This window comes from Streptomyces sp. NPDC007917 (assembly GCF_042959105.1).
In the GTDB taxonomy this organism is placed as follows: Bacteria; Actinomycetota; Actinomycetes; order Streptomycetales; family Streptomycetaceae; genus Streptomyces.
The window spans coordinates 219,949-238,819 of the sequence record NZ_JBIBKK010000012.1 but is presented as its reverse complement, the minus strand read 5'-3'; the positions used below and the strand labels follow the sequence as shown (position 1 = coordinate 238,819).

At 71.8% G+C, this 18,871-nt stretch carries 14 protein-coding genes; 8 read left to right on the top strand and 6 right to left on the bottom strand.

The window, feature by feature from the left end; all coding sequences use genetic code 11:
• Nucleotide 1: 1 nt before the first annotated feature.
• Nucleotides 2–553 (bottom strand): class I SAM-dependent methyltransferase, encoded by a 552-nt coding sequence (locus ACFZDL_RS25045; protein ID WP_353592698.1) that lies wholly within the window; start codon nucleotides 551–553, stop codon nucleotides 2–4.
• A gap of 176 nt (nucleotides 554–729) precedes the next feature.
• On the opposite strand from ACFZDL_RS25045, the gene ACFZDL_RS25040 reads away from it, so the two are divergent.
• The 5 genes from ACFZDL_RS25040 to ACFZDL_RS25020 all read left to right on the top strand — a co-directional run bounded on the left by ACFZDL_RS25040 (nucleotide 730) and on the right by ACFZDL_RS25020 (nucleotide 9,495).
• Nucleotides 730–1,671 (top strand): nuclear transport factor 2 family protein, encoded by a 942-nt coding sequence (locus tag ACFZDL_RS25040; protein ID WP_353592699.1) that lies wholly within the window; start codon nucleotides 730–732, stop codon nucleotides 1,669–1,671.
• A gap of 64 nt (nucleotides 1,672–1,735) precedes the next feature.
• A complete protein-coding gene (locus ACFZDL_RS25035; RefSeq protein ID WP_353592700.1) occupies nucleotides 1,736–3,184 on the top strand; it encodes an FAD-dependent monooxygenase in 1,449 nt (482 codons plus the stop codon).
• Nucleotides 3,185–3,234: 50 nt separating this feature from the next.
• Nucleotides 3,235–3,549, top strand: a complete 315-nt coding sequence (locus tag ACFZDL_RS25030) for an acyl carrier protein (protein ID WP_353592701.1) — start codon at nucleotides 3,235–3,237, stop codon at nucleotides 3,547–3,549.
• A 101-nt stretch (nucleotides 3,550–3,650) separates the two neighbouring features.
• Nucleotides 3,651–4,502: an alpha/beta fold hydrolase gene (locus ACFZDL_RS25025; protein ID WP_391192382.1), complete on the top strand. Its 852-nt coding sequence runs from the start codon at nucleotides 3,651–3,653 to the stop codon at nucleotides 4,500–4,502.
• A 1-nt stretch (nucleotide 4,503) separates the two neighbouring features.
• Nucleotides 4,504–9,495: a type I polyketide synthase gene (locus ACFZDL_RS25020; RefSeq protein ID WP_353592702.1), complete on the top strand. Its 4,992-nt coding sequence runs from the start codon at nucleotides 4,504–4,506 to the stop codon at nucleotides 9,493–9,495.
• A 91-nt stretch (nucleotides 9,496–9,586) separates the two neighbouring features.
• Here ACFZDL_RS25020 and ACFZDL_RS25015 read toward each other — a convergent pair whose 3' ends face one another.
• Nucleotides 9,587–10,585: a nucleotide disphospho-sugar-binding domain-containing protein gene (locus ACFZDL_RS25015; RefSeq protein WP_353592703.1), complete on the bottom strand. Its 999-nt coding sequence runs from the start codon at nucleotides 10,583–10,585 to the stop codon at nucleotides 9,587–9,589.
• Nucleotides 10,586–10,729: 144 nt separating this feature from the next.
• On the opposite strand from ACFZDL_RS25015, the gene rfbA reads away from it, so the two are divergent.
• Together rfbA and rfbB are read left to right on the top strand one after the other, a co-directional pair.
• Nucleotides 10,730–11,638 carry a glucose-1-phosphate thymidylyltransferase RfbA gene (rfbA, locus tag ACFZDL_RS25010; protein ID WP_353592836.1) on the top strand — a complete coding sequence of 303 codons (909 nt, stop codon included), beginning with the start codon at nucleotides 10,730–10,732 and terminating at the stop codon, nucleotides 11,636–11,638.
• Nucleotides 11,635–12,627 (top strand): dTDP-glucose 4,6-dehydratase, encoded by a 993-nt coding sequence (gene rfbB, locus ACFZDL_RS25005; protein ID WP_353592704.1) that lies wholly within the window; start codon nucleotides 11,635–11,637, stop codon nucleotides 12,625–12,627. The genes rfbA and rfbB overlap by 4 nt, the downstream gene beginning before the upstream one ends.
• Before the next feature lie 42 nt (nucleotides 12,628–12,669).
• Here rfbB and rfbH read toward each other — a convergent pair whose 3' ends face one another.
• Genes rfbH through ACFZDL_RS24990 form a run of 3 tightly spaced genes read right to left on the bottom strand, consistent with a single transcriptional unit; the run spans nucleotide 12,670 to nucleotide 15,982 of the window.
• A complete protein-coding gene (rfbH, locus tag ACFZDL_RS25000; RefSeq protein WP_353592705.1) occupies nucleotides 12,670–13,974 on the bottom strand; it encodes a lipopolysaccharide biosynthesis protein RfbH in 1,305 nt (434 codons plus the stop codon).
• On the bottom strand, nucleotides 13,971–15,026 hold the full coding sequence (locus ACFZDL_RS24995; RefSeq protein WP_353592706.1) for an NAD(P)-dependent oxidoreductase: 1,056 nt from the start codon (nucleotides 15,024–15,026) through the stop codon (nucleotides 13,971–13,973). Before ACFZDL_RS24995 ends, rfbH begins: the two co-directional genes overlap by 4 nt.
• A 23-nt stretch (nucleotides 15,027–15,049) precedes the next feature.
• A complete protein-coding gene (locus ACFZDL_RS24990; RefSeq protein ID WP_353592707.1) occupies nucleotides 15,050–15,982 on the bottom strand; it encodes a putative sugar O-methyltransferase in 933 nt (310 codons plus the stop codon).
• Between the two features lie 183 nt (nucleotides 15,983–16,165).
• On the opposite strand from ACFZDL_RS24990, the gene ACFZDL_RS24985 reads away from it, so the two are divergent.
• On the top strand, nucleotides 16,166–17,461 hold the full coding sequence (locus ACFZDL_RS24985) for an activator-dependent family glycosyltransferase (RefSeq protein ID WP_353592708.1): 1,296 nt from the start codon (nucleotides 16,166–16,168) through the stop codon (nucleotides 17,459–17,461).
• Nucleotides 17,462–17,578: 117 nt separating this feature from the next.
• Here the strand turns inward: ACFZDL_RS24985 and ACFZDL_RS24980 are convergent, their stop codons facing one another.
• On the bottom strand, nucleotides 17,579–18,778 hold the full coding sequence (locus ACFZDL_RS24980; RefSeq protein ID WP_353592709.1) for a cytochrome P450: 1,200 nt from the start codon (nucleotides 18,776–18,778) through the stop codon (nucleotides 17,579–17,581).
• Between the last annotated feature and the right edge of the window lie 93 nt (nucleotides 18,779–18,871).

Below are 18,871 nucleotides of genomic sequence, written 5' to 3'. Positions count from 1 at the left end.
CTCACCGGGCTTCCGCGCCGCCGCGATGATGTGCTCCAGGCGTACCGCCTGCCCGGTGATCGTTTTGATGTAGGCCTTCATACCCGAACCGCTCCAAGCGGGCCGCCAGGGTCTTCCTGCGGGGCGCGGGGCGCGGCACCAGGTCGGCCGTGGCGAGCACACCGCCGGGCCGCAGCACCCGGAACGCCTCCTCGAAGAACTTCTGACGGGTGTCGAAATGACACGCGGACTCCAGGGCGACCACCCGGTCGAAGGAACCTGCCTCGAAGGGGACGTCCGTCGCCGAGCCCAGGCGCAGGTCCACCCGGCCGCTCAGGTTCTTCTCCGCGGCGCGCCGCCGCCCGATCTCGACCTGGCTGCGCGTCACATTCAGGAAGCCGCGGTAGGCGCTGCGTCCGGTGAGCCTGCGGCTGTTGAGCTCGTACAGCGCGCTGACGCGGGAGGTGGGGGAGGCGGTCATCCACTGCACGAAGCGCGCGGCGGACCGGAACCCGTTCACCACCGAGTTGCCGCCGTTGTCGATGATGACCTGCTCGGTCTTCGTTGGTGTCATCTTCGGGCCTTCCGTCGTCGGCCATCCGCACCGGTCTCAGCGGAGGATCGCCGATCCGCCTAAAGCAGGCCTGTCGCCCGGGCGGGCCCCGCCCGCCCGCGCACCGGCGGAAAGGGCTGCTTAAGGCCGTTCGGCAAGGGTGACTGGCCGAGGTCCTTAAGGCCAGGGAGGACACGGTGCTCAACGAGCGCACCCGCAAGAAGATCGCACTCGAACACAGCCGGCTCCTCGGCGCCGGCGACATCGACGCGCTGATCGGCCTGTACGCGCCGGACGCCACGTTCGAGGACCCCGTCGGGACCGGTGGCCTGAGGGGACACGAGGCGCTGCGCGCACACTTCCGAAGCGCCGTCGCCGGAAACGTACGGGAGACCGTGGAGGACACGGTCGTCGGTCAGGACGGCACACACGTCCTGTCCAGGATCACCGCCGACATGGACTACCGGCCCCGCGGCCCGGTGTACGCGGACCGCGGCTGGTTGCCCCCGCCCCAGGGCGCGGAACCGGCCGGCCTGCGCTGCCACTACGCGCTGCTGCTCCGCGTCGGCGAGTCCGGACTCATCGAGGACATGCGGGCGTACTGGGGCCGGCCCGACCTCGAGGTCTCGGCGGCGGGCGCGCCCGGGACGTTCCGCGGCCCCGACGTCATCGCGCCGAAGGAGGCGGCCCTCAGGCGGTTGCCGAGCACCTACCTCGGACTGCTGGCGAAGGGGGACATCGAAGGCACCGTCGCCATGTTCGCGGAGGACATCGTCTTCGAGGACCCGGTGGGCGGCCTGCTGCTGCGCGGCAAGGACGCCCTGCGCGAGCACGTGTTCCGGGGCTCGGAGGGCAAGGTGCACGAGGTGCTGGGGCGGCCCGTGTCGTCGATGGACGGACGGTTCGTGGTGATCCGCGGAGACGCGCGGGTGTTTGTACCGGCCGAGATACGCATGCGCATGATCACCATCTGCGAACTGGACGAGGACGGCCTGGGCGTTCACATCCGCGGGTTCTGGGGCCTCACGGACACCACGTTGGGGCACTCCGAGCCCGGGACGGGCGCCGGCCCCGCGCCCCGCGCCACGGACCCGCCGGAGCCGAAAGGCCCGCTTAAGCTGTTCAGGACACCCTCGTGATGGGCCTGGCAGGCCGCAGAGAGACACCCGCGCGGACGAGCCCGTTGCGAAGGGACTTGATTCCATGACCACACCGACACGCGCCGTTGTGCTGGGCGGCGGATGGGCCGGCATGCTGGCCGCCCATGTGCTGTCCCGTCACCTGGCAACCGTGACCGTGGTGGAGCGTGACATCCTGCCCGACGGGCCGCACCACCGTAAGGGACAGCCACAGGCCCGCCATGTCCACGTGCTGTGGTCCAGCGGCGCGGGCATCGTCGAGAACCTGCTGCCGGGCACCACCGACCGGCTGCTGGCCGCCGGTGCGCGCCGGATCGGCTTCCACAGCGACCTGGTGACCCTGACCTCGGCGGGCTGGCAGTACCGCTTCCCGGCCACCGCGTACGCGATGATGTGCACCCGCCCGCTGCTCGACTGGACGGTGCGCGAGGCGATCCTCGCCGACGGCCGGGTCCGGGTGGAGCAGGGCACCGAGGCCGTCGACCTGGCCGGCGACCGCTCCCGGGTCACCGGGGTGCGGGTGCGCGACGCGGACGGTGGCGAACCCAGGCTGATCGAGGCGGACCTGGTGGTGGACGCCACCGGGCGGGCCTCGCGCCTGGGCCGCTGGCTGGCCGCCCTCGGCCTGCCGACCGTCGAGCAGGACGTGGTCGACGCCGGCATCGGGTACGCGACCCGGATGTTCAAGGCGCCCGAGGGCGCGGGCAGCGCCTTCCCCGCGATCCAGGTCGCCGCCGACCCGCTCACCCGGCAGCCCGGCCGCTTCGGCGTGGTCTACCCCCAGGAGGGCGGACGCTGGCTGGTCACCCTGACCAGCACGCGCGGCGCTCCGCTGCCCGGCGGCGAGGACGAGTTCGCGGCCTACGCCAAGGAGCTGCGGCACCCGATCGTCAGCGACCTCATCGGCGTCGCCGAACCCATCAGCCAGATCTTCCAGTCGCACTCGGGGGCCAACCGCCGGCTGTACCCCGAGCGCATGGCGCAGTGGCCGGAGGGCCTGCTGATCCTCGGCGACTCCCTGGCGGCGTTCAACCCGGTCTACGGACACGGCATGAGCTCGGCCGCCCGCGCCGCCGAGGCCCTGGACCGGGAACTGGCGCGCGAGGGGTTCGGCGAGAACCGCGGCCGGCAGATCCAGCGGGCCCTGAGCGAGGTGGTCGACGACCCGTGGATCATGGCGGGGCTGAACGACATCCAGTTCGTCAACTGCCGCAACCTGTCCCGCGACCCGCGGCTGACCGGCCCGGACACCGCGGAGCGGCTGAGGTTCTCCGACTACATCTCCAGCAAGTCGATCAGGTCGCCGAAGGTCTGCGAGGTCGCCACCGGCGTGCTGAGCCTGAACGCGCCGCAGAAGGCCCTGGGCGACGCCCGCTTCCTGTCGCTGCTGCAGTCCGACACCAGCTACCCGGAGCTCGTGGAACCGCCGTTCCGGCCCGAGGAGCTGGAGATGGTCGGGCTCAAGCCGTCCGGCACGGCCCCAAGAGGCGTACTCGGCCGGCCCACCGTCTAGCCCACCGCACACACCCGTCAGCCCGACACCACACCGAGAAGGGTGCACCCATGGAACCCACCAACGGATCCCCCGACGACGGTCAGCTGGCCGATCGGCTCGCGTCGGCGGCGCCGGAGGAACGCCAGCAGCTGCTGTGCGAGCTGGTGCTCCGCCGGGCCGCCGAGATCCTCGACGTACCGTCGCTCGACGAGGAGAGCAACTTCCTGGAGAACGGCCTGAGCTCGCTCACCGCCGTGAAGCTCTCGAAGTTCCTGATGGACGACACCGGGATCGAGGTCCCCCTCGTGTCCATCGTCGAACACCCCACCTCCACCCTGCTCGGCAAGTACCTCGCCGAGGCCTACGCGGCCGACGCCGCCTAGGCGCCGGCGCCGCGACCCGCCCGGCCGATCACCATCTCGTCCCAACTCCCAGGAGCCAGGGGAACCCCGTCATGAGGCTGTCCGTTCCGGTTGACCACGAAGTGACGTTGAACGTGCGGCACCGGCCGGGGCGCGGCGGCCGGCCGTTCCTGCTGCTCCACGGGCTGGCGTCCAACGCCAGGATGTGGGACGACGTGGCCCGCCGGCTCGCGGACGCCGGCCACCCCGTCTACGCGATCGACACGCGCGGACACGGCGACTCCGACGTACCGGAGCAGGGGTACGACAACGAGGCCGCCGTGGCGGATCTGGCGGCCGTCTGCCGCGAGCTGCGGCTGACGGGCGCACTGCTCGCCGGCCACTCCTGGGGCGGGATGGTCGCCGTGCGGTTCGCCTCCGTCCACCCCGACCTGGCCGCCGGCCTCGCGCTGGTGGACGGAGGGTGGATCAACCACACCGACACCCCGCTGCGGATCCCCACCTGGCAGAAGGACGTGGAGAAGATCGCGAACGGGGTCCCCGGCACCACGGGAGTCACCGTTCACACCGCGCGGGAGCGCATACGAACGCTCCACCCGCACTGGTCGAAGGACGCCGTCGAGGCGATGCTCGCCGACACGGTGGAAGGGCCGGACGGGCTGCTCGTGCAGCGGCTGCCGCTGAAACACCGCCTGTCGATCCTCAACAGCATGTGGAACGACTCGCCCGCCCGCTGGTACCCCGGCATCGCGGTGCCCGTCCTCATGCTCATAGCCCTGCCCTCGTACGCCTCCGCGCTCGGGGACTGGGTGCGCAAGTGGGTGACCGAGGCCGAGTCGGCCATCGCACACGTGGACTCCCGCTGGTACGTCGGCGCCGACCACAACCTCCACGCGGACCAGCCCGAGCGGGTGGCCGCCGACCTGCTCGAACTGGCCCGCAACGCGGACCGGTCGGCCCTGGAGCGGTCCTGACATGGCAGACGACGACAGGAAGCTCCTCGACTACCTCAAGCGCGTGACGGCCGATCTGCGCGAGGCGCAGCGCCGGCTCAAGGACGTCGAGTACGCCCACCACGAGCCCGTCGCGATCATCGGCATCGGCTGTCGGTTCCCCGGTGACGTGAACTCCCCCCAGGACCTGTGGGACCTGGTCGCCGCCGGCCGCGAGGGCACCGGCGGCCTGCCCACCGGCCGCGGCTGGGACCTCGACGGGCTCTACGACCCCGACCCCGGGCATCCGGGCACCAGCTATGTGCGCCAAGGCGGCTTCGTCCACGACGCCGACCGCTTCGACGCCGCGTTCTTCGGGATCAGCCCCAACGAGGCCGTCACCATGGCCCCGCAGCAGCGGCTGGCGCTCGAGGTGGCCTGGGAGGCCATCGAACACGCCCGCATCGACCCGCACACCCTGCGCTCCAGCGCCACCGGCACCTACCTCGGCTGCGACGGCCTCGACTACTTCCTCAACTCCTACCACGTACCGGAGAACGCGGCCGGCTATCTGACCACCGGCAACTCCCCGAGCGTGGTCGCCGGGCGCGTCGCGTACGCCCTCGGCCTGGAGGGCGCCGCGGTCACCCTGGACACCGCCTGCTCCTCGGCGCTGGTGTCGATGCACCTGGCCTGCCAGGCGCTGCGGGAGGGGGAGGTGACGCTGGCGCTGGCCGGCGGCGTCTACATCATGTCCTCGCCCGCGCCGCTGGTCGGGTTCAGCGAACTGCGCGCCCTGGCCCCCGACGGACGCGCCAAGCCCTTCTCGGCGGACGCCGACGGCATGAACCTCGCCGAGGGGGCGGGGATCGTCCTGCTGGAGCGGCTGTCGGACGCCCGCCGCAACGGGCACCGGGTCCTGGCGGTCATCCGCGGCTCCGCCGTCAACGAGGACGGGGCGAGCAACGGGCTGACGGCGCCCAACGGCCCGGCGCAGCAGCGCGTCATCCAGCAGGCGCTGGCCAACGCCCGGCTCTCCGCGGCCGACGTGGACGCGGTGGAGGCCCACGGGACCGGCACCAGCCTCGGCGATCCCATCGAGGCCCAGGCGCTGCTGGCCACCTACGGCCAGGACCGGCCGGAGGGCCGGCCGCTGTGGCTGGGGTCGATCAAGTCCAACATCGGGCACACACAGATCACCGCCGGCGCCGCGGGTGTGATCAAGATGGTCATGGCGCTGCGCCACGAGACGCTGCCGCGCTCTTTGCACATCGCGGAGCCGAGCCCGCATGTGGCGTGGGACTCCGGCGCGGTGGCGCTGCTGGACGAGGCCGTCGAGTGGCCGCGCGCCGCGCGGCCCCGGCGGGCGGGGGTGTCCGCCTTCGGCTTCTCGGGGACCAACGCGCACCTGATCCTGGAAGAGGCCCCCGAGCCCGGGCCTCCGGCACCCGAGCCCGCGCCGTCCGCGTCCGAGCCCGCGCCGTCCGCGTCCGAGCCCGCGCCCGTCACCCCCTGGGTGCTGTCGGCGCGCAGCGCGTCCGCGCTGCGCGCACAGGCCCGGCGGCTGCTCGACGCGACGCTCGACGCCGATCCGCGGGCCGTCGGCTGGTCGCTGGTGACCACGCGCTCGGTGTTCGAGCACCGAGCGGTCGTCACCGGCCCGGACACCGAGACACTGCGGGCGCGGCTCGGCGCGCTGGCGGCGGACGAGCCGGCGCCCGGAGTGGTGACCGGAGCACCGGGCCAGGCGGGCGCGGGAGCGGTCCTGGTGTTCCCCGGGCAGGGCTCCCAGTGGCCCGGGATGGGCGCGGAACTGCTCGGCGCCTCACCGGTGTTCGCCGCCCGGATCGCCGAGTGCGAGGCGGCGCTCGCCCCGTACGTGGACTGGTCCCTGACGGATGTGCTGCGCGGGGCCGACGGCGCGGCCGACCTCGGCCGCGTCGATGTGGTCCAGCCGGTGCTGTGGGCCCTGATGGTCTCCCTGGCCGCCCTGTGGTCCCACCACGGCGTGCGGCCCGCGGCCGTCGTCGGACACTCCCAGGGCGAGATCGCCGCCGCGTGCGTCGCGGGCGCGCTCACCCTCCAGGAGGGCGCCCGGGTGGTGGCGCTGCGCTCGCGGGCGCTGCGGGCGCTGGCCGGCCGGGGCGCGATGGCCTCCCTCGGCGTGGCCCCCGAGGCGGCCGAGCGCATCGTCTCCGACCTCGGCGAGGCAGCCTCGGGCGTGGGCGTGGCGGCGCTCAACAGCCCGTCCTCCACCGTGGTCTCCGGCCCGCCCGACGCGGTGGCCGCCGTCGTCGCCGCCTGCGAGGCCACCGGCGCCCGGGCCCGCGCCATCGACGTGGACTACGCCTCCCACGGCCCCCAGGTGGACGAGATCGCCGACGAGGTGACGGCCCGCCTCGCCGGGGTCGGCGGCGCGGCCACGGACGTCGCGTTCTGCTCGACCGTGACCGGCGGCCTGATGGACACCACCGCCCTGGACGCGGACTACTGGCTGACCAACCTGCGGCAGCCCGTCCGCCTCACCGAGGCGGTCGACACCCTGCTCGCCGCGGGACACCGGCTGTTCATCGAGGTCAGCACGCACCCCGTGGTCGTCCCCGCGCTCCAGCAGTGCTTCGAGTCAGCAACTGCCGGATCGCCCGTCGACGCGGTGGCGCTGGGCACGCTGCGCCGCCAGGAGGGCGGCCCGGCGCAGCTGGCCACCGCGCTGGCGCAGGCGTTCACCGCCGGGGCGCCCGTCGACTGGCGGCCCTGGTTCGCCGGCCCGTCCGCACCCGCGACGGTGTCCCTGCCCACCTATGCGTTCGACCGCGAGCGGTACTGGCTGCCCCCGGCCCGTGCGGCCCTGGGCGACGACACCCGGGACCCGGTCGAGGCCGAACTCTGGGACGCCATCGAGGACCGCGACATGGAGGCGCTGGGCCGGGTGCTGGAGCCGGACGGCGACGCCACCGCCCCCGGGGACATCGAGGCGCTGCGGCCCGCCCTGCCCGTGCTGTCCGCCTGGCGCCGCCGCCACCGCGAACGCGTCACGCTGGCCTCCTGGCGCCACCGGGTCCGGTGGACACCGCTGTCCGAGCCCGAGCCGCCCGCGCTGAGCGGCACCTGGCTGGTACTCGTCCCCGCCGGCCACGAGGACCACCCGGCGGTGCGGACCGCGACCCGGGCCCTGGCCGAGCACGGCGCCGACGCCACGGCATGGCCCCTCGACCCCGTGGCGGCCGGCCGCCACGCGCTCGCCGAACGGCTGGCCGCCCAAGGCCCCGACACCCCCCTCGCCGGGGTGCTCAGCCTGCTCGCCCTCGACGAGCGCCCGCACCCCGCACATCCGGCCCTGCCGGCCGGGCTCGCCGCCACCGTCGCCGCCGTCCAGGCACTCGGCGACGCGAAGATCACCGCGCCGCTGTGGTGCCTGACCCAGGGCGCGGTGTCCACCGGCCACGACGACCCGCTGACGCATCCGCTCCAGGCGCAGACCTGGGCCTTCGGCCTCGTGGCCGCGCTGGAACACCCCGACCGGTGGGGCGGCCTCGTGGACCTGCCCGCCGACCCCGACGAGCGGACCGCGCCCCGGCTGGCGGCCCTGCTGTCGGGCGCCCCGGGGCATGGCCGGGGCGAGGACCAGACGGCGATCCGTACCACCGGCGTGCTGGCGCGCCGCATCGTGCACGCCACCTCGGACCGCTCCACCGCGCGCCGGCCGTGGCAGCCGCGGGGCAGCGTGCTGATCACCGGTGGCACCGGAGGGGTCGGCGCGCTGCTGGCCCGCTGGGCGGCCGGACACGGGGCGGCCCATCTGCTGCTCACCAGCCGCCGCGGCCCCGACGCCCCCGGCGCCGGGGAACTCGCCGCCGAACTCCGCGCCCTGGGCGCCACGGTGACCGTCGCCGCCTGCGACGCCGCCGACCGCGAGGCCATGCGCTGCGTCCTGGAGGCGATCCCCGACGAGCACCCGCTGTCCACCGTCATCCACGCCGCCGGCGTCAGCGAGCAGGAGCTCATCGCGGACGTGGACGACGCGCATCTGGACCGTATGCTCGCCCCGAAGGCGCTCGCGGCCCGGCACCTGCACGAGCTGACCCAGCACCTGGACCTCTCGGCGTTCATCATGTTCTCCTCGGTCACCGCGTCCTGGGGCAGCGGCGGGCAGGCTGCCTACGCCGCCGCCAACGCCTACCTGGACGCCCTGGCCGAACACCGCCGCGGCCTCGGCCTGCCCGCCACCTCCGTGGCCTGGGGGCTGTGGGGCGCGGTGGGCATGGCCACCTCCGCCGAGGAGATCGACTTCTTCCGCCGCCGCGGTATCCACCCCCTCGACCCCGACCTGGCCGTCGCCTCGCTCCAGCAGGCGGTCGAGCGCCGGGAGGCCGGCGCCGTGATCGCCGCCGTCGACTGGCGCCGCTTCCTGGCGAGCTTCACCGCGCTGCGCCCCAGCCCCCTCCTGTCCGACCTCCCCGAGGCCGCGACGGCGCGGACCGAGGAGCCGTCCCGGGCGTCGGAGGAGGAGGCGGACCCGCTCCGGCGGAAGCTCGCCGGCAGTCCGCCGGCCGAGCGCCACCACATCCTGGTACGCCATGTGCAGGCGCACGCGGCCAGCACCCTGGGGCACGACGACGCGGACGCCGTCCCGCCCACCAAGCCCTTCCAGGAGCTGGGCTTCGACTCGATCACCGCCGTCCAGCTGCGCGACCGGCTCAACGCCGGCACCGGGCTGCGACTGCCCACGACGGTCCTGTTCGACTACCCATCGGCCGAGGAACTGGCCCGTCATCTGCACGGGCTGCTCGGCGCCGAGGCGGCCTCGGGCGAACAGCAGCTCATGTCGGAACTCGACGGCTGGGACGCCGGCCACGCGCCGGACGCCGTGGACGAGGCCGCCCGCGCCCGGATCGCCGCCAGGCTGCGGCTGCTGGCCGACAAGTGGGCAGACCCGGCCCGTACGGCCGGCGCCGCCGGGTCCCACCACGATCTGGAGACGGCCACGGCGGAGGAGATCTTCGACCTGATCACCACCGAATTCGGAAAGTCCTGAGCGGGGCCCGAAGAAGGGCCGAAGAAAAGAGGGGTTCGCCGGCGGTCCGGCGAACCCCTCGGGGGAATTCGGGGAAAACAGCGTCGATGCGTCAACGGGAGCCGTACTCGGCCACCCGCTTCTCCAGTTCGGGAACCACGTCATTGGGGGACGGCTGAGCCAGCATCTCCTGACGCAGCCCTTCCGCCCCGGACCGGAACGACGGATCGTCCAGCAGCCGGACCAGATCCTCCCGGAACCTCGGCCCGCTCATGGCCTCGGGCGGAATCCACAGCCCGGCCCGGACCTCCGCAAGACGCCCGCCCCGGGCCCGGGATTCCGGACCGCCGGGGCCGACCATGAGCTGCGGAACTCCGTACGCCGGCGCGCCGCAGAAGGCCGGGAGACCCCCGCGGTGCACCACCGCCGAGCAGGACGGGAGGAGGACGTGCAGCGGTGCGAAGTCGACGATTCTCGCGTGCGCGGGCACGCGCTGGAGCGTCCGCCGAATTCCCGCGGGGAGCGTCAGCACCAGCTCGATGTCGAGGTCGGCCGTCGCGTCCAGCATCTCCTGGGCCTCCTCGGCGGAAACGGGCCGGCCCCCGTTCCACTTGCTCACCCCGAAGGCCGCGAGGACGCGCGGCAGCTCCGCATCGCGGCGGGACCACTCCGGTACGACGGAAGGGCCGTCGTACGGGACGTAGCGCACGGACACGGTCCTTGGACCGCTCTCGGGCCGCAGGGATCCCGGTGTCTGATCGATGGTGAAACGGCCCGTCAGCGGCTCCTCCGGCGGGTCGCCGTATTCCTCGCCGAAGACCGGTCGCATCCGTGCGTGCGGTGCGCCCACCGCGGCGGCGGCGACCGCGCCCGCCTGACTCGCCGATTCCCCGATCACCAGATCGGGCCGCCACCAGCGGCAGTATTCCACCAGGTCCTCGGCGCTCGGCTGGACAGCGACCGCGGCCAGCCCCGCTCCGGTGACGACGTCGGCGAATTCGGGGGCGCTCGCGACATGAACCTCATGTCCCGCGGTCCGCAGTGCCCAGGCCAACGGCACATTGAGCTGGAAGTGGCTCCGCCCGGGAAAAGTGACGAACAGGACCCGCATGGCTGCCATCTCCTCGCCGTCGACCACGCCGCATCTCTCACCCGCTATCGTCCCGACACCTCTAAAGCGGTTCTTGCGAGCCCGCGCCGGCGCCCATTCGCGGTTAGTCATGCTTTAGACCGGTGGGTGACGATGTCGCATATGATGAAAGGCATCGTTCTCGCGGGCGGGAACGGAACACGGCTGCAACCGCTCACCCTGGCGGGGTCCAAACAGTTGGTTCCGGTTTACGACAAGCCAATGATCTACTATCCGCTGTCCGTCCTCATGTTCGCCGGTATCCGGGACATTCTGATCATCAGCCGCCCCTCCGAATTGCCGCAGTTCCGCCGGCTTTTCGGGGACGGCGGCCATCTGGGGCTGAACATCTCGTACGCCTCCCAGGAGAAACCGCGGGGAATCGCCGACGCCTTCCGGGTCGGCGCGGATCACATTCGCGGTGAGGAGTGCGCCCTGATCCTGGGCGACAACCTCTTCCACGGCGCGAACCTGCCCGCGCTGCTCCGCAGGAGCGCCCAGCGGCTGCGCGGATGTGTGCTGTTCGGGCACGAGGTCGCCGATCCCCGGCACTTCGGCGTCGCCGAGATCGACGACCGGGGCGAGCTGCTGTCCATCGAGGAGAAGCCGGAGCGGCCCCGGTCCAACCTGGCCATTCCCGGCCTGTACTTCTTCGACGGCAGCGTCGTCGACATCGCCAAGCGCCTGGTCCCCTCGGCCCGGGGCGAACTGGAGATCACCGACGTTCTGCGGGCCTATCTGGAGGAGGGCAGGGCCGACCTGGTGTGGCTCGGCCGGGGCGTCACCTGGCTGGACACCGGCACCCACGAAACCCTCCTGGACGCGGGCCGCATGGTGCGCGACGTACAGCACTACCAGGGCACCCGGCTCGGCTGTGTCGAGGAGATCGCGATGTACATGGGATTCATCGGACCCGACGACTGTCATGCGCTCGGCGCGGAGATGAGCAATTCGCCCTACGGCCAGTACGTCATGGACCGGGCCCGCTCGTACCGGCAGGGCCTGCCGCCCGCGCGGTTCCTGGAGGAAATATGAGACTCCTCGTCACCGGGGCCGCGGGGTTCATCGGCTCCACCTACGTACGCGGGCTCCTCGCGCGGGACGGTGACCCGTGGGGCCCCGAGGTCTCCCATGTCACGGTGCTGGACAAGCTCACCTACGCCGGGACGCGGCGCAACCTCGACCTCGCCGACCCACAGCTGACGTTCGTCCACGGCGACATCTGCGACGCCGAGCTGGTCGACACCCTGATGGCGCGGTCCGGGCAGGTGGTCCACTTCGCCGCCGAGTCCCACGTCGACCGCTCCATCGACGGCGCCGACGCGTTCGTGCGCACCAACGTCCAGGGCACCCACACGCTGCTGCAGGCGGCCCTGCGGCACCGCGTGGAGCGCTTCGTCCACGTGTCCACGGACGAGGTCTACGGCTCCGTCGAGACCGGCTCCAGCCCCGAGACCGCCGTACTGGACCCCAACTCGCCCTACGCCGCCTCCAAGGCCGCGTCGGACCTGATCGCCCTCGCCTACCACCGCACCCATGGCCTGGACGTGCGCGTCACGCGGTGCAGCAACAACTACGGTCCCCACCAGTTCCCCGAAAAGATCATCCCGCTGTTCATCACCAACCTGCTCGACGGCGAGGACGTGCCGCTGTACGGCGACGGGCTGAACGTGCGCGACTGGCTGCACGTGGAGGACCACTGCCGCGGCGTGGAACTGGTGCGCGCCAAGGGGCGCCCCGGCGAGATCTACAACATCGGCGGCGGCACCGCGCTGACCAACCGGGAGCTGACCGGCCGGCTGCTGGAGGCCTGCGGCGCCGACTGGGGCCGCGTACGGTACGTCGCGGACCGCAAGGGACACGACCGGCGCTACGCGATCCGGGACGACAAGGCCAGGGCCGAACTCGGCTACCGCCCGCGCCACGACTTCGCCGCCGGGCTGGCCGAGACGGTCGCCTGGTACCGGGACAACCGCGGCTGGTGGGAACCGCTCAAGCACTCCGCCCAGCCGATACGCCGATGACCGCGCGGCGCCCGCGCGGCCATCGGCGTGCCGTGGCGCCGCTCAGCCGCGGTCCCCGACGAACTCGGTGATGGACGAGACCATGTAGTCGATCATCTCCTCGGTCAGCCCAGGGTAGACGCCGACCCAGAACGTGTGCTCGGTGATGATGTCGCTGTTGGTCAGCTCGCCGGACACCCGGTGCGGCGCCTCGGCGTGCGCGGGGTGACGGGTCAGGTTCCCGGCGAACAGCCGACGGGTGCCGATCTTGCGGGACTCCAGGAAGTCGACCAGCTCGGCGCGGCTGAACGGGGCCCGCGGGTCGACGGTCAGGACGAACCCGAACCAGCTCGGATCGGAGCGCGGCGTCGCCTCCGGCAGGATCAGCCACGGCAGCCCGTCAAGACCCTCGCGCAGCCGGCGCCAGTTGTGCCGCCGTGCCGAGCAGAATGCGTCGAGCTTGTCGAGCTGGGCCAGCCCCAGCGCCGCCTGCAGATCCGTCGACTTCAGGTTGTATCCGATGTGGGAGAAGATGTACTTGTGGTCGTAGCCGGCCGGCAGCGTGCCCATCTGGTAGCCGAACCGCTTGCGGCACGTATCGCTCTCCCCCGGCTCGCACCAGCAGTCCCGGCCCCAGTCCCGCAGCGACTCCACGATCCGCGCCAGCGCCAGGTTCGAGGTCAGCACGCAGCCGCCCTCGCCCATCGTCAGATGGTGTGCGGGATAGAAGCTGACGGTCGTCAGATCGCCGAAGGTGCCGGCGAGCTGCCCGTCGTAGGTGGAGCCCACGGCGTCGCAGGTGTCCTCGATCAGGACCAGATCGTGGTCCTGCGCGAGCTGGGCCAGCTCCGCGGCCTCGAAGGGGTTGCCCAGCGTATGGGCCATCATGATGGCCCGGGTGCGCGGCCCGATCGCCTGCGCCACCCGCTCGGCCGTGGCGTTGTACGTCCCCAGCTCGACGTCCACATAGACGGGGACCAGCCCGTTCTGCAGGATCGGGTTGACGGTGGTCGGGAAGCTCGCCGCCACCGTGATGACCTCGTCGCCGGGGCGCAGCCGGCGGTCGCCCAGCAGATGGGAGGTGAGCGAGGAGAGCGCCAGGAGGTTCGCGGACGACCCGGAGTTCGTCAGATGGGCCTTGCGCCGCTTCATCCTGCGCGCGAAGGCCGACTCGAACTTCCGGGATAACGCGCCCGCCGCGATCCGCATCTCCAGCGCGGCCGACACCAGCGCGACCCGGTCCTCCTCGTCCAGCACCGCACCCGAGGGCCAGATCTCGGTGACCCCGGGGATGAAGCCCCGCCCCTCCTGAGTGTCCTGGTGGTACTTGCGCACCTCGTCGAGGATGCGCGCGACCCGTTCGCTCATCTGCTGTCCTTCCCATGGCTGTTCCCGGGCCCGCATGCCGTCGCCGTACGCGCCGCCGCGGGCGGCGAGCCGGCGGCCGCGAGCAGATCACGCAGTGACTCGCGCAGGGTTCGGCGCGGCGCCCAGCCCAGCAGGCGCCGCGCCCGTCCGATGTCCAGTCGCTGCCAGGCCGCGTCGGAGCGCGTCCGCTGCAGGGCCGGGTCCTCGACGACGCGCACCGGCAGCCCGCTGAGCGAGATCATCAGGTCGACCAGCCGGCGCACGGGCACCGCCTGGCCGCTGCCGATGTTGACGACGGTTCCGGCGACCGCGCGCACCGGCGCCACGGCCGCCGCGACCACCGCGTCGGCCACGTCCCGGACGTCCACCAGGTCCCGGTGGTCGCGCAGCGGCGCCAGCCGCAACTCGCCGCGCCCGGAGGCCAGATGGGCGGCCACGACCCCGGCGAGGCTGTTGCCCGGGGCGCCAGGACCGCAGGCGACCGAGATGCGCAGCACGGTCCCGGGCACGCCGCGCTCGGCCGCGGCCCGCAGCACGGCCTGCGAGCCGCGCAGTTTGGTGCGGCCGTACACGGTGGCCGGGTCGGTCGGCCAGTCCTCGCCGATCGAGGTCCCGGGCGCGGCCGGGCCGTACTCGTAGGCGCTGCCCAGATGGATCAGCCGCGGCCGGTCCGGCAGCCCGGCGACGACGGTGGCGAGCCGGGACACGAACGCGGAGTTGGCCTCCGTCATCTGCCGTTCGCCGCCGCCCCAGACCGCGCCCGAGGCGTTCACCACCACCCGCGCCCGCGTGTCGGAGCACAGCCGGGCCAGCTCGGCGGGGCCGGCCGCGCTCAGGTCCAGGCGTATGGAGCCGCAGTCGTCCCCGTCCGCGCCGTCCCCGTCCGCGCCGCCACCGCGCGTGCCGCGGCAGACCCGTGACACCCGGGCGCCCGTGGCGGCGAACGCCGCGCAGATGTGCCGCCCCAGGTATCCGGAGCCGCCCAGCACCAGGACCGGCGTGCCGGCCGGAGCGTCGTCAGCGCGGAGCGCGGGCGCCGGAGAGGCGGCCATGGTTCCCTCCCGGGAGGACGGGGCTACGGAAGGTCGCTGCCGGTCTTCTCGCCGCCTGTTTTCCGGAAGACAGCCTGCCAGAAGTAGCTCCAGGGAAGGCCCCGCGTATCGGCGGCGCAGGTCCATTTGTCGCCGGGCCGGTACGCGTCGACGAAGGCGGGCACGGCCGCCGCCACGGCCTCGCTGTCGTGGATGTCGAGCACCTGCCGCAGCGGTCCGCTCTCCATGGCCAGCCGCACGGCCTCCTCGCCCTTCTGGTGGCCGTCCATGCTCTTGTCCCGGAACTTCCCGACCGGGTTCTTCACGAAGAACGCCCCGCACCTCTCGTCGATCAGACGCAGATAGGCGGCGACGGTGTCGGGGGCCATCTCCGTGAAGGAGTGCACATTGACGCACAGCTCGAAGCGGTCCGCGCCCAGCGCGGTGTCGATGTCCTCCACCTGCACGAACTTCATCTTGGCGAACTGCTTCTCATCCAGGACGGCGCGCAGATACGCCCTGCTCAGCGCGAGCGTGTTCTTCAGATCGATGATGGTGTAGGAGGCGAGGTCGTAGTTGGACAGCATCGCGTGGCAGGTGCGGCCGTACCCCGCGCCGATTTCCAGGACACGGGCGCCGCCCAGGTCCAGCTCCTTCTCGATGAATCCGAGCTCGAGCGCCGCCTGGAGATAGTCCAGACAGATGCTCCTGCCCTCGTAGCGGACCGTGACGGGGTCTCCCACCTCACGGTTGCGGACATTCTCGATCTTCGACCAGTCGTCTTCGCTCAGCCGCGTGGCCAGCTCGTACACAAGGGCCCTCAAATACCTGACCCCATTGGCCGTCGGATCCCAGAGCGCGATATTGAAATTCCGCCGATCCGACTTGAAACCGGTCAGATCGGTGGCCGCGTCCTCGGTGACCCAGAGTTCGCTGATGCGCTCCCACTGCCGACTGGCCTGGAAACCCTGCACCATCTCGCTCTCCCACTCGTCGATGTTGCTCGGGTGACTGCCGGTACGCAGCTTCCCGTACGCCGCTAAAGGCGGACTGACATGGAGCGCCGGCCCGGAAAACGAGGCTGCCGGTGCGCAAGATCCGCTTTAGTGGAGGCGGCGACAATAAGGGCGGTCCCTCCCATGAGAGAGAGGATGGCGCCCATGCGCGTCCTGTTCGTCGCATTTCCCTGGCGAACTCATTTCTGGTTCACCGTGCCGATGGCCTGGGCGCTGCGCACGGCCGGCCACGAGGTCCATGTCGCGAGCAGCCGGGAATTCGCCGTCAATGTCACCGAAGCGGGGCTGACGGCGGTCCCGGTGGGATCGAAGGAACCCATCCTGCAAAGGGCGTACCGAGAGCAGAAGGAGGCGTTCGGGGACGGGAAGGGAATCGTCGACCCCATCGATCTGGGCGAGAACCGCGAAGAGCTGCTTCCGTGGAGCTATCTGAAGGCGCTGTGCTCCGGTGCCGTCGCGAGATCCAGGATCGTCAACGACGCGATGATCGACGATCTGGTCGCGTACTGCCGCTGGTGGAAACCCGATCTGGTCGTCTGGGAGTGGCTGACCAACGCGGGCGCGGTCGCCGCCTCGGCGGTCGGCGCGGCACACGCGCGGATGCCGATCGGCCTCGGACTGGACGTACGGCTCCGCCGGCACTTCCTGAAGACGATGGCGCGGCAGGACCCGGGGGAGCGGGTGGACCCCGTGCGCGAATGGCTCGGCGGATGGGGGGAGAAATACGGCTTCGATTTCTCCGAAGAGCTGCTGACCGGGCAGTTCACCATCGAACAGTGGCCGGATTCCATGAGGCTGGAGACCGGTGTGCCCCATCTCTCGACCCGCTATGTGCCGTACAACGGCCGAGCTCCCTACAGCGGCCGGTCCCTCGTGCCCGACTGGGTCCACCATGAGGGGAAGGCGCCCCGGGTGCTCGCCACATTCGGGACGAGCATGTGGGACATGACCAAGCCGCTGCTCTCCAGCGCCCAGCTGCAGAAGATGCTGGACTCCGTGGCCGGCCTGGACATCGAACTGGTCCTGACCCTGCCGGCCGGAATCCAGAAGGAGCTGGAGCGCGTACCGCGGAACACCAGGCTCGTGGAGTTCGTTCCCCTGCACGCCATCATCTCGTCCTGCTCGGCCGTGATCCATCACGGTGGATTTCCCACCTTCTGCAGCTCGCTGGCGCATGGGCTGCCCCAGCTCATGGTCAGCCGCAGCACCCCGGACGCCGCGCTGCGCGGCGCGCGCCTCGAAGAGGCCCAGGCAGGTCAGTGGCTTCCGCCCCACCGCACGACGGGCAAGGAAATCGGGAAATACCTGGCGCGGATGCTGGAAGACCCTTCGCTGCGGTCCGGCGCCGAACGGCTCCGTCAGGACGTACTGGCCCAGCCGTCGCCCAACCAGCTGGTGCCCGAACTCGAGCGGCTGGCCGCCGAATACCGCTCCGCTTGATCCCCCCTTGAACACCCCTGGTCGGTCAGCCGACCGCGGCCGCCCCGGGAGGGCGCGCGCGTCCGAACCCGCGCGCCCTCCCGGGGCGGTGTCACCGTCGCGGCGCCGCCCGCCCGCTCACCACGCGACCGGCAGCTGATGGACACCGTTGAGGTACAGGTCTTCCCTGGTCGGGACCTGCTCCGGCGGAACGGCCAGCCGCAGGCCCGGGAAGCGGTTCAGCAGCGCCGGGAAGGCCTGCCGCAGCTCGGTGCGGGCCAAGTGCTGGCCCAGGCACTGGTGGAAGCCGTGGCCGAAGGTGACATGGCCGCCGACGGGCCTGGTGATGTCGAGGGTGTCGGGGTCCTCGAAGCGCGCCGGGTCACGGTTGGCCGTCGGCAGCGACACCGTCACCGACTGACCCTTCCTGATCATCGTCCCCTCGACCTCGACATCCTCCAATGCCGTGCGCACGGGACCGAACTGGCCGACCGTCGCATAGCGCAGGAGCTCTTCCACCGCGGTGTCGACAAGACCCGGGTCGCGGCGCAGCGCCTCCATCTGTTCGGGGTGGCACAGCAGGGCGAAGGTGCCCAGCGACAGCGTGTTCGCGGTGGTGTGGAGGCTGCTCGCGAACAGGAGGAGGCCGATGGTGGCCAGCTCCCCCTCCGTCAGCTGACCGCCGTTGACCAGACCGCTGAAGAGGTCGTCGGTGGGTTCCGCGCGGCGGCGCTCGATGAGCGGCGGGAAGAAGCTGAGCGTGACGGTCAGGGCCGACTCCGCCTTCTTCGGCTCGGTGTCCAGGGCGAACAGGGTGTCGATCGCCTGCCGGAGTTCCTCCCGGCCTTCCTCGGGGATGCCCAGCAGTTCACAGATCATCAGATACGGAATGGGCGCGGCGAACTCGGCCATGAGGTCCGCCGGCGGGCCGGAAGCCTCCATCGCGTCGAGACGTCCGTGCGTGATCGCGGCGATCGCCGTCTCAAGCCGTTTCATCCGCCGAGTGGAGAACTCGGCCATCAAAAGACGCCGGTACCGGGTGTGTTCCGGGGGGTCCAACAGCGGGAGCATGCCGGGACTGCTGATTCCCATGCCGGAGATGAACTCGGAGGCCGAGGGGATGAACGTCCGGGTGTCCAGCTCCTGCCGGGCGCTGAACCGGGCGTCGCCCAGAATGGCCCGCACCGCCGAGTGCCCGGTGGCCAGCCAGCCCCAATGGCCGTCCGCGAATCGCATGGGCGAGATCGGCCGCTCCTCCCGCATGCGCTTGAGCTCATCGGGCGGGTCGAAGGGACGGGGGCGGCCCTGCCGGGAAAAGTTGATCGGGGTGTTCTGCATGACTCCTCCTCAGAATTGTCGCGCGGTCATCACGAAACTCTCCCTTTCGCCCGCAACAGGTCCCTTTCCGTAGATGATCGGCGAACCGCCTAA